Source organism: Bacteroidota bacterium (assembly GCA_016720935.1).
Classification (GTDB): Bacteria; Bacteroidota; Bacteroidia; order AKYH767-A; family 2013-40CM-41-45; genus JADKJP01.
In genome coordinates, this window is the sequence record JADKJP010000006.1 from 1,414,215 (window position 1) to 1,426,122 (window position 11,908).

Here is an 11,908-nt window from a genome sequence, read left to right on the forward strand (position 1 = left end):
TTTTTATGCAAGGAAAAATTCAGAATTATAATATTTCCTGATAATCTGATTTACATTTTCTATTTTTAGAAGCCGTCTCATTTATCCCTGAACCTTCAATTCTCCCGCAATGCCCTTTCAAATTGAATCCGATTACAAACCTACCGGTGATCAGCCTCAGGCGATACAACAACTTGTGGAAGGTGTGAACCGCGGTGATACCGCACAAACCCTGCTAGGTGTAACAGGTTCCGGTAAAACATTTACCATCGCCAATGTCGTTGCACAAACACAAAGGCCAACGTTGGTACTGAGTCATAACAAAACCTTGGCAGCCCAATTGTACGGAGAGTTTAAACAGTTTTTTCCGCACAATGCTGTTCAATATTTTGTCTCCTATTATGATTACTACCAGCCGGAGGCGTATATTCCTACAACAAATACATACATCGAGAAGGATCTCGCGATCAATGATGAAATCGAAAAGCTCCGTCTGAGCACCACTACCGCTTTGCTTTCCGGTCGTGAAGATGTACTGGTGGTGAGTTCTGTTTCTTGTATTTATGGTATCGGTAATCCGGCAGACTTTAAATCAAACATTATCAAAATAAGTGAAGGAGAAAAAATCAGTAGAAATTCTTTTCTGCATCGTTTGGTTACTTCGCTATACAGTCGGACAGACATCGAATTTACGAGAGGAAAATTCAGAGTTCGGGGAGAAACAGTGGATGTGTTCCTCGCTTATGGTGATATCGCCTATCGCATTAATTTTTTCGGTGATGAAATCGAAGAGATTGTGACAATCGATCCGATTAGCGGGAGGACAATCGAAAAGAATCCTTCTGTCATCATTTATCCGGCAACCATCTTCGTCACAACTCCTGACCGGCAGCTCGAAGCGATCTGGCACATTCAGGAAGACATGGTGAAGCAGGTTGAATACATGAAAGGCCTTGGACAGCATCTCGAAGCAAAACGTCTGGAAGATCGTGTCACTTATGATTTGGAAATGATCCGTGAATTGGGTTATTGTTCAGGAATTGAAAATTACTCACGCTACTTTGACGGACGCGATCCGGGTTCAAGACCTTTCTGTTTGCTCGATTATTTCCCCGACAATTACCTCATGGTGATCGACGAAAGTCACGCGACCATTCCTCAAATCCGGGCGATGTACGGTGGTGATCGTTCAAGAAAACAAAACCTGGTTGAATATGGTTTTCGTTTGCCCTCAGCCCTGGATAACCGTCCGCTCAAGTTTGAAGAATTTGAAACGATGGCTCATCAAACAATTTATGTCAGCGCGACTCCTGCAGATTATGAATTGCAAAAAAGCGAAGGTGTACTCGTTGAACAAGTCATCCGTCCTACAGGTTTGTTGGATCCGGTGATTGAAGTAAGACCAAGCCTGAACCAGGTGGATGATCTTCTCGAAGAAATTGACAAAACGGTTAAAGCCGGCGAAAGGGTCTTGGTTACTACGCTTACAAAACGAATGGCGGAAGAACTGACCAAATACATGACCAAATTAAATATCAATTGCCGCTACATTCACTCGGAAGTAGATACGCTCGATCGAGTTGAACTGCTGAGAGATTTACGACTGGGAAATTTCGATGTTCTTGTTGGAATCAACTTGCTCCGGGAAGGATTGGATTTACCGGAAGTTTCGCTGGTCGCCATTCTGGATGCCGATAAGGAAGGATTTTTGCGTAGCAACCGTTCGCTCACCCAAACAGCAGGACGGGCAGCACGGAATATCAATGGCCGCGTAATTTTCTATGCCGACAAGATTACCGACAGCATGCAAAAGACCATGGATGAAACATTACGGCGAAGAGAGAAACAAATTAAATACAATGAAGACAATGGTTTGTCTCCACAACAAATTGTGAAATCCATCGAAAGTATCATGGGACAGACAAAAGTCGCGGATTCAAAATTGGCGGAACAGCATGCTTATGTTGAAAGCAACAAAGTGAGTATCGCTGCAGACCCTGTGGTTCAATACATGAATAAAGAAGAACTGAAAAAACTCATCGCCCAAACACGTAAATCAATGGAGCGTGCCGCGAAGGATCTTGACTTTATTGAAGCGGCCAGGTTGAGAGATGAAATGTATGAATTGGAAAAAATGATGAAAGCTTAATTCTTCAATGAGGTTTCGACAAATCAATTTATGAAACAAAATCTCGCTCTTATTGCGCTTATTGTGGATGATTACGATGAAGCTCTTCACTATTATACTTCGGTCTTGAAATTCAATCTGATCGAAGATACAGTAATGAGCGAAACAAAGCGTTGGGTCGTCATTGCTCCCGAAGGTTCAAACGGGACTTCCCTCCTGCTGGCAAAAGCAAGTACAGAGGAACAAAAAAGCAGAATTGGAAATCAAACCGGCGGACGTGTCTTTCTTTTTCTTCATACGGATGATCTCCGGAGAGATTATGATTTTTTGAAATCCAAAAATGTCAAGTTTGTAAGAGAAATGATTGAAGAATCCTGGGGAACAGTGGCTGTCTTTGCAGATAAATACGGAAACCTTTGGGATCTCATTCAGCCAAAAGTCTGAATGCACTTTTTATAATTTTATGGAAACAGCGAAACTTTGATTAAAGTTTCATTTCCATTTTGAAAGTCATCCTTCCGAATTTCGGATGTTTCTCTTCCGGACTTGTCTGCACAAATCCAATCTTTTTATAAAGTGAAACTGCAACCTCTAATGTTGATGCTGTTTCCAGTGTCATTGTCCGAAATCCTTTTTCTCTTGCCTGTTCAATGACTTTTTCAAGGAGTAATTTACCAATTCCTTTTCCCTGATAATTTTCACGTACTCCCATCTTGATCAATTCACAGGAATGTACTTCGTGAGGAACAATCGCGCAGGTTCCGACAACCACATCATCCAAAACAGCAAAAAAAACATATCCGCCTTCCTGAATAATCCTCTCAGGGTTTTCTAGAATTTCCAGATCAGCGGCCGTGATTGAATAATATTTATTCAGCCATTCTACGTTGAGGCTTTTAAAATAACCATTGAACTTTTCGGAATACTGAACAATCTCTGTTGCCATACTGTTTAAAACAGAAACCCGCAGGAGCTGCGGGTTTCTGATGTCTTATATTTAACGGATAACCTGAAGTATCCGTGTTGCCTGTTTTGTAGTAGATGAAATTTTACAGAAATACAATCCACTTTTTAGATTGCTTAAATCTACCTGGATGATATTTTGAGATCCCGATTGGACTGCAGGATGATTTTCAATGATCAATCTACCGTCAGCAGAATACAGTTGCAAAGCGATGCTCTTATCATTGGTTCCATTCATATCCAGACTGAGCTGTGAAACAGAACCGGAAGGATTTGGATAAAATTCTCCGATTCCTTCATCCAATAATACATTTGAAATTCCAACAGGAATGTTCACTGTATCAATGGTCGCGTTGATCATGAGATCTTCGACCTGACGGTTTCTGTAAATCGCCCAGGAATTGCTCAGTACTTCAAAGCTTCTGTTGCTGACCGGACCGGAAACATTCGTTCCAAGTGTGACACCAGCCCCATCCATGTTCCAGGAAACGTAGAAACTTCCGCTGTTGATGATAATAGGTGTCGTGAGTGGGACATCCACCCACATCGGTGCAGAAAAAGAACTGTTCGGAACATAGATTGAATCCAATCTTGTTCCTACTCCGCCCAATGGTCCATTGTCATCAAAAATTGACATATAAAAACCGACAAGGTTAACATTGGCCTGAACATAAGCATGAACAGTTGTGAGTTTGCATGGATAAAATGGTGGGACGAATTGCATCCCTGCTCCACCCTGAGTTCCCAGCCAGTTCAATCCAACACCATTGTTTAAACCATCATCAAAAGTTAACCTTATTGGTCTGTTGATGGTATCTACAACAACCAGTTCCAATGTAGCGCTGTCATTACTCGGCGCGATGTCACCGGGATATAGTGTTCGTGTAACCTGTATGTAAGTACCTTCCACCTGAGGGCTGAAGGTTTCGTTCATGGAAATTGAGGCGGTTGCCTGAGCAGGCATGGCCGCAGTAGTGACTGTATCGTCCACTTCAACCGTTCCGGTCAGACCATTGACAGCAGTTGCTACATAAGAATAGACATTGAATGGACCCAGATTCACATTGCCGGCATTTTTTATTTCGCTGTTCATCACCCAGGGTGTTGGAGTGTGGTTGCTGATGAAGCGTCCGCCATTCGATGTGTTGTCATTGTACAAAGTAGAAGCATCCAATGCCTGGAAGGAGCTCGAAGCAGGATAAGTAAATTTCACAGCATAAGGGGTAACAAAATATCCCGATCCGCCTCCGGTTGGATTCAACATGCTTTGCAAGCCAACTCCACCATTGATATTTTCAATTCCTGCGGACAGATATGGAGAATTTCCTCCTCCATAAGTTCCTGATTGTTGTTGGTATTGAAATGTGATGGAGCTGTCAACAGTGGAAAGAATCAACTGAAAGGTATTGCTTCCCTGATAGGACGGAGCATTTTGATCCCAGAAGGGAACATTCAGCCAGGAAACTACAAGGGAATCCTGGTTCGGACTGATCCAGTAATAACATTGTCCCGGATTTCCACTACCGTCAAAATTCAAATCCGCTGCCATGGCGGCGATATAATCCTGAGGAAGACTTGTGTTGGGGATAATTGGAAGCGGCACACTCAACTGGCAACTTTGAAAAGCGATATAGCCGTTAGATCCAATCCAAAATTGATTCACATCATACCAATAATAATGAAAATTGAAATTCAACTGGAAAGGTCCCTGGGTGTTATCATCTGACAAACGTTCCACAAGCAATCTTCCGGGTTTGGTGAGGATGTCCACCCAATTGTATGTTGGACCCTGAGGATCCAGATTATCACGCCAGATGTAACCATAAGCATCAGGTCCTCCGGAACCTGCAATACTCCGGAGAGTAAGGGTGAAAAATACGAGTGTTAAGTAGAGTATTTTCTTCATGGTGTGGGAGATTGGTATGATGAATTTAATCTTATTTTGCTTTTGACCGACCGGAACAATTTGAATTTATTGTAATTTTCGTTCTTTGGAATTGAAATTTCAAGGAATTTAACATCTGTCCGGCTGGGTGATTGCAATATCAAACCAAATTAATTTATTTTTACATGAATTCAAAATCTATTCTTCAGTATGAAAGAGATTACAGTAGAGGAACTCAAAGAAAAAATCGACAGAAATGAGAATTTTCAGCTCATTGATGTAAGGGAGTCCTATGAATATGAAATCTGCAATTTGAATGGTGAACTGATCCCCATGTCAACCGTTTTGGATAATATGGACAAGATTGCAAAAGACAAACCGGTAATCATTCATTGCAAATCCGGTGGAAGAAGCGGTGTGATTGTGATGGAACTGGAACGCCGGTTTGGCATGACAAATCTGTATAATCTGAAAGGCGGCATCCTCGCCTATTCCCGCAATATTGATCCGAGTATACCTATCTATTGAAACTATTATTAAAAATAAAATGCGTGATACCGTGATTTTTTTCCCTTGCTGAATTCTATTGCAGGTGAAGGTAAATGAACAATGTTGATGAATTTAAAAATTGATCCAAGCAAAACCGATTTTGTTTTCACTCTTGCAAGATCAATATCCAGACTGATATAATATTGCCTGTATCGTTCAAATTCCGGTATAATTTTTCCATCCACTTCTGTCGGGTTTTCCTTTCCTCCGGTCATTCCTTCCGCTCCGAAACCTGCTCCGATACTTAACCAGTTTGGCAACCACTTTGTGTTTTTGAAAAACGAGCGTGGATTGATACTGATCCAATAACTCAATCCATTGTAGTCTTTCAGAATATTCTCCGGCAAATTACTTCCCAGCAGATTGGGTCTGTATTTTGAATATTTACTTTGATGAAATGAATACTTCAGTACAATTCGTTGCTCTCCCCATGTGAGTTGCTGAGCAGTGAAAAGTCCGATTCCTGCAGTATTGCAAAGTACATCTCCGGTAGAAAATCCCCATTCTTCTGAAAAACCATCAAAGACTTCTACGGTAGTCTGGTACAAAAATGAAATTCCGCCAGCCAGCAAAGTAGATTTCTTATTGTTGTAACCAGTCCAGCGATAACATTTCATGAGAGGTTTAGCGATAGAATATGCATCCCATGCATGCCCGAATTTATCCATTTGCTCCCATTCCGCATTGTCATTAAAAAAGTGAAAAGAAGATTGAGGATAATTTTGATACCACTGTGTATACAACCAATACATACTCACAGGATACAAACCGACAACGGTATAATTTAAAATTCTGGTTCTTTTACGATCAGGTGATTTTGCATTTTCTAACGACCAAACTGATGGAGAAGTGGAATCTGTGGGATGAATTATTTCCGATTCTGAATTATCTTCAAAAGAACCAGAACAAACTTCCGCGCAGCTAATTTTAGATTGATAAAAAAGAAGTGTGAGTAAAGTAAAAAACCGGAGGTTCATAGATTAACAGTAGCCTGAAACGATTACCTGATCAAAACAACTTTACCGGTTCTACCCTTCTCTTCACCATTACGAACGCTGTAGCTTACACGATAAAGGTAAATCCCCTCTTCCTGTCTCTTTCCCTGGTATGTTCCATCCCAACCACGCGATTGATCTACACTTTCAAAAATTAACTGTCCCCAGCGGTTGTAAATTTTCAGGTTGTAATTTTTAATCGCGCTGCCAAAGGGCAGAAATGTTTCGTTCAGGTTGTCTCCGTTGGGAGTGAAGGCATTCGGAAAAATAATATCGTTCAAACAATCTTCTGAAACAGATACTGTATCCGTACCGGAACATCCAGCAGTATTTGTAATTTTTACGGTATAAACTCCTGCCTGCTCAACTATATAATTCTGATCAGTGGAAAGATCCTGCCATTCATAGGTATTAAAGTTTCCGGGGTGAAGCAAAAATGCTGAGCCTGGACACAATGTTGTATCCGGACCTAAATCAGGAATTGGAAAAGCGTCAGGTCCGATGGGAACAATTACATCCGCACTGAGGTCACAGGAATTAGATGCCGTAATATTCACTGCATATTGTCCGGCACTCAGTCCGGTTGCAGTTGAACCGTTCTGAACAGGATCTGTATTCCACGCATACGAATTGATCGCCGTACTTCCACTCACCTGGACACTTGCTGTTCCATCCTTTGAATTTACACAGGTCTCGGGAGTTGAAGAGGTTTCAGCACTGAGAATGTAAAGATCTGCTGATACAGTATAATCCGGTATGCAATCGTTTCCTGAAGTGAGCGTGATCGTATATTTTCCAGGCGAGGAGAAAGTATGCTGAGGTACCTGAAGATCACTTGTATTTGTCGCTGAGGAAGGATCACCAAAATCCCAGCTCCAGTTGGAATGACAGGATGATGTATCTTTAAATTCAACAGTGTTGGAGGAAACACAATTCCATGAGAACGTGAAAGGAAAATTTGAAGCTTCTTCTATTTTGAAAAGATCAAATGCGAATCCATCGTAATCATTGCAGGTGGTTCCGGATCCAAAAGTAAAGCGAAACATCACCTGTGTTTGTCCTGCAAGAAATGAAAGACAATGTTTAGCAACAAGCCATCCACCACTGCCATGACCACCTCTGCAAGAACCCGAAGTTGCTTGAACCGTTCCTGCCCAACCTTGTGTTCCATTCGTGATGCTCGAAAGATTGGTAACATTATTTACGTTGTACCAGTTTTGATCAACACAATTATCAGGTTCGGAATAAGAACCAAGTGTTCTCCATGTTGTCCCGTCCGTTGAATATTGAAGATTGGCACCGTCGTACAAATATTCAGTATCCCAAAAGATAGAAACGGAAACCATAGGTTTTGACAATCCGCTGAAATCAAAGCAAGGACTCATCACCCAGGAACGTTCTCCATAATTGTAGAATGAAGTATTTAAACCACCGGAAATCCAACAGTTGGTTCCTGAAGCAGCGGCATTAATCGTAGTCTTTGAAGGAGTCCCAAGCGCCCAGTCGGAATTACTTCCTCCGGAGGTCCATCCTGCCGGCCCACTTTCAAAATCCTCACTAAATGGAAAAGTTGTGATGGGACTCACACATTGACCAATGGAATAACCGGGCAAGAGGAACAGACCAATTGCACCAAATAAGCTAAAAAAGCTGATTATTTTCCTGATTTTGATCAAAATAGCTCCTGTGATGGATATACAAAAAAACAAAAAAAAGGGACGCGAAGCTATGGATATCTTGTTGGGAGATGTTAAACAGGGATTGGCTAATATTACCTTGTTTATTGTACTTAATACCTGGTACCAGGTACAAGGTACGAGGTATTTATTGAAGAAGATTATAGGCCGGGGACAACTTTATCCTTCGGATATTTCACTGAAAATTTCAGAAATCGTTTTTCGATTGCGGAAGGTTGAACATTCATCTTCCAGGAAATTTTTCCGCTTTCTTTGTCAACATTTCCTGAAGATGATTCAATCAGGTTGATTTTGATATCATCGTTTTTAGAAACAGGAACCTGATCTTCCAATGTTATATCAATAGCTTCTTTCTTTCCATTTCTGACAGTAATTTCATAGTTCAATTCCTTAACAACTTTATCGCCCACAAACTTTGAAGTACTTAAATCCTTTTGCTTTTCACGCATGATCACAATTTTCTTATCTCTTCCCAGGGATAGATCAAGTGTGTCTTTCGTGCTTCGTGGATTAATGGATGATTCCCCCACAAAACTTCCTTCAAAATATACATTTGATTTTCCGGGAAGAAGATTCAGGTTTTCCCAACCGGTAATTTTTGCAATCAGAAATGCATCCTTGTCAATTTTCGGAGCCGCGAAATAACTAAAGCTTGCAGGTAATTCATAAGTCCGGATGTCTACTGAATACTGTTTGCTATCTGAGGGAATATTGTAAGGTATTTGAATTTCAAAATCTGTGCTTAATTGATTCTGGTCTATAATTACACGATCAAATGAATCATCAGAAGGTATTCCCACATTTTTTCGTACTTCAATTCCATCCACATAAACAGGAGCCTGTTGTAGCTGGTTGCTGAGATTTATTTCCCTTAACTGGTTATAGTTCTGGTAAAAATCAAGATACCATGGTGACAGAACCGGTTTATTTCCTCCAAGCGAAGGATTACCTGTTGAAAGTGTCAGTTTTACATCTTTCCAGTTTTCGCCGGTATTTTGAGTGATATCCGCCTTATATGCCAGCTGTACCGGATTTTTAATATCGGTTGCACGTATATCATACTTTGGTGTCCAGGAGGCACCGTTAACATAATAACTTAGGGTGAAGTTAATTGTCATCCTGCTTTTCGCAGAAACAGTGATCAGAATATTGCTGGTCGGCACATTCTCTTTCGATTTTAATTCTTCAAGTTGTTTAGTCAGCTTTGTTACTTTCTCTGCTAAACGTTTGGCTTCGGTGTGTATGTCAATCAATTTGATGGTGAGTTCAATCATTCGTTCCCGAAAAAGATCGGCCACTTCTTTCAGATTATCCGGATCAACGCCTGTATTTGCGCCGCCAACAGATTTATTGGCATTGAGTAATGCGGATTCCTGGGTATATACATTTTCGAGTCCGCTGTTTTTTTCTATCTCGAGATCCAATTGTTTCAAAGAATCTTCCAGTCGAAGAATCTCCGGCGATTTTTTTTCGGCATCCAGATAATTCAACAGATGCACAACGGAAAGCAAGCTGAAGTTCCCGATTTCCGAAACTGTGATGGAGTTCTTATTGATCTGCGAGGACAATTCCGGAACCATCAATTGTGTGATTCCCGCTTCCACATTTGCCTGAATTGTTCTGCTGATCTGAGCTCCGCTTTGATATACACGAACGGTTTTAATTTCAGAGCTATTCACCACTTTTGGGTTCTGTGCACTTGCAAAAATTGTCAGAAGACAAAAAAACAAAACGAACGCTTTTTTCATGTGATTAAAATTTATTGTCTATTTAGAAGTCACTACAAATACCGTTCTTCTGTTCCTGGCTTTCCCGGCTTCTGTCGCATTGGAAGTAATCGGCTTGGTTTCACCAAAACCTTTAAAAGACATCCGCCCCTTTTCAATTCCTCTCGAAACAAGATAATCAAACACCGCTTTAGCCCTGTTCTCCGATAAAGCCATATTATCCTGTGGGTTCCCGATGTTATCGGTATGTCCGTGCAAAGCAACACGCAGCTTCGGATTTAATTTCATGTATTCCGAAAATTCATCCAGTACGGTTTTAATGGTATCATTCAATTCATATGAATTGGTGCTGAACAGAATGTCATTAATCGTGTACTGCCCTCCTACTTCCAGTTTCTTTAATTCGATATCTCTTTTTACAGGTTGAAGGTTCTCCGTATCTCTCGTTGATATGTATTGAGATTCGAAAGCATATCCTTCCTTCTTGATCGATAACAATAAATCATGATCAAAGTTAACCACGAAAGCATATTCTCCTGTCACAGAATCGACATCAATTTTCTGAATTTTCTTTGTAGAGGCATCTTTGATTTCGATGGTCGCTTTTACAATTTCTTCATTTTTGCTTCCGTTCATATCACCCTTCTGAAAATACACTTTGTTTGGACGCATATCCGGATATAAATCAAAAGAATAAATGTCATAGCCAGCTCCACCACCATTTAATTTATTGGATGCAAAATATCCTGACTTACCATCCGTGCTCACAAAAAAACCAACTTCATCGGATTCAGTGTTGATTGGATATCCAAGGTTGATTGGCGTTCCCCAGTGTCCTTTGTCATCCATTTTACTCATATAAATATCATAACCACCTAATCCTGGAAGACTGTCAGAACTGAAATACAAACTTCTGCTATCGCTGTGCAAGAAAGGCGATTTCTCATTCCCGTTGGTATTGATGGCAGGACCAAGTTTCACAGCTCTTGTCCAGGTTCCATCCTCGCGACGTGTTGTGTAATAAATATCAATTCCGGAGAGTGAATCTCTGGCTGACGCGAAATACAAAGTCTTTCCATCCGAAGAAATACTCGGTTGAGAATCCCATTGCATCGGATCATTTACCGAAGGTCCAAGATTCTTTATTTCAGACCAGTGTCCGTCAACAAAGTCAGATGTACAGATATCGAAATTCCCTTTTGTATTAACCGTAAAAAAAAGATGCTTGTTATCAATAGTAATTGACGCGCCACCTTCGTTGTTGCTGCTGCTTTTGTTGAAGGGCTCATCCATCGGTACACCGGCATCATAAACACCGGGTGATTTCACATGCGCGATCATGAACTTCTCCACACTTTGTGGCGTCAACATGTTTCTCTCCTTCTGTTCAAAACGCCTGGTGAAAAACGCAAGTTCATTATCGGGAGAAATATACGGGAGGTATTCCGGATCACGCGTTGATAAATCGTGAACAGGTTTCGGATCAAACGGAACCGGATGTGCATACAATTTTGCCTTTATCAGCATTTTCTCCGCCTTGGTGCCATGATCTTCATTGATTCGATCAAAGGACAAAAATTTCTTGAGATAAGTTTCTGTCTCTTTCCATTTTTTGACATCGAAATACAACCAACCCAATTGAAAATACATTTCAGGATCCAGGTCAGGACAAAGTTCTATTACTTTTTTAAAACTCTGCTCCATGGTTTTATCATCCTTCTTTTTCAGGCTGATATTTCCTTGCAAAAGATAAGCATCCGCGAACTCGGGATCAGCATCAATAGCTTTGCTGATCATATCGGCTGCTTCACCATATTTTCTGGATTTGAACAAACCGGCTGCATCCTCATAGTATTTCACAGCTTTCTTATTCTGCGATTTCGGACATGCTCCTTCCTGGGCATTTGCAATCCCGGGAAATAAAAAACAACTCAGTACCATCAACCAAATGACACGATTCCAACGCACATTTTTTCTCATCACAC

Annotated in this window: 9 protein-coding genes; 3 read left to right on the forward strand and 6 right to left on the reverse strand. The window is 40.9% G+C overall.

Annotation, left to right across the window (positions count from 1 at the left end; genetic code table 11):
- Positions 1-109 precede the first annotated feature (109 nt).
- Both uvrB and IPP86_14005 read left to right on the forward strand, forming a co-directional pair.
- Positions 110-2,128 (forward strand): excinuclease ABC subunit UvrB, encoded by a 2,019-nt coding sequence (gene uvrB / locus IPP86_14000; protein MBL0139623.1) that lies wholly within the window; start codon positions 110-112, stop codon positions 2,126-2,128.
- A 30-nt stretch (positions 2,129-2,158) separates the two neighbouring features.
- Positions 2,159-2,551, forward strand: a complete 393-nt coding sequence (locus tag IPP86_14005) for a VOC family protein (protein MBL0139624.1) — start codon at positions 2,159-2,161, stop codon at positions 2,549-2,551.
- A gap of 40 nt (positions 2,552-2,591) precedes the next feature.
- Here IPP86_14005 and IPP86_14010 read toward each other — a convergent pair whose 3' ends face one another.
- Together IPP86_14010 and IPP86_14015 are read right to left on the reverse strand one after the other, a co-directional pair.
- A complete protein-coding gene (locus IPP86_14010; GenBank protein MBL0139625.1) occupies positions 2,592-3,053 on the reverse strand; it encodes a GNAT family N-acetyltransferase in 462 nt (153 codons plus the stop codon).
- Between the two features lie 51 nt (positions 3,054-3,104).
- On the reverse strand, positions 3,105-4,976 hold the full coding sequence (locus IPP86_14015; protein ID MBL0139626.1) for a T9SS type A sorting domain-containing protein: 1,872 nt from the start codon (positions 4,974-4,976) through the stop codon (positions 3,105-3,107).
- A gap of 189 nt (positions 4,977-5,165) precedes the next feature.
- On the opposite strand from IPP86_14015, the gene IPP86_14020 reads away from it, so the two are divergent.
- A complete protein-coding gene (locus IPP86_14020) occupies positions 5,166-5,483 on the forward strand; it encodes a rhodanese-like domain-containing protein (GenBank protein MBL0139627.1) in 318 nt (105 codons plus the stop codon).
- An 8-nt stretch (positions 5,484-5,491) separates the two neighbouring features.
- On the opposite strand, the gene IPP86_14025 is transcribed toward IPP86_14020, so the two are convergent.
- The 4 genes from IPP86_14025 to IPP86_14040 all read right to left on the reverse strand — a co-directional run bounded on the left by IPP86_14025 (position 5,492) and on the right by IPP86_14040 (position 11,903).
- Positions 5,492-6,481, reverse strand: coding sequence for a DUF2279 domain-containing protein (locus tag IPP86_14025; protein MBL0139628.1), 990 nt, complete (start codon positions 6,479-6,481; stop codon positions 5,492-5,494).
- 23 nt (positions 6,482-6,504) lie between these two features.
- Positions 6,505-8,175, reverse strand: a complete 1,671-nt coding sequence (locus tag IPP86_14030) for a gliding motility-associated C-terminal domain-containing protein (protein ID MBL0139629.1) — start codon at positions 8,173-8,175, stop codon at positions 6,505-6,507.
- 161 nt (positions 8,176-8,336) lie between these two features.
- A complete protein-coding gene (locus tag IPP86_14035; protein ID MBL0139630.1) occupies positions 8,337-9,944 on the reverse strand; it encodes a DUF4139 domain-containing protein in 1,608 nt (535 codons plus the stop codon).
- A gap of 18 nt (positions 9,945-9,962) precedes the next feature.
- Positions 9,963-11,903, reverse strand: a complete 1,941-nt coding sequence (locus tag IPP86_14040) for an OmpA family protein (GenBank protein ID MBL0139631.1) — start codon at positions 11,901-11,903, stop codon at positions 9,963-9,965.
- Positions 11,904-11,908 lie beyond the last annotated feature (5 nt).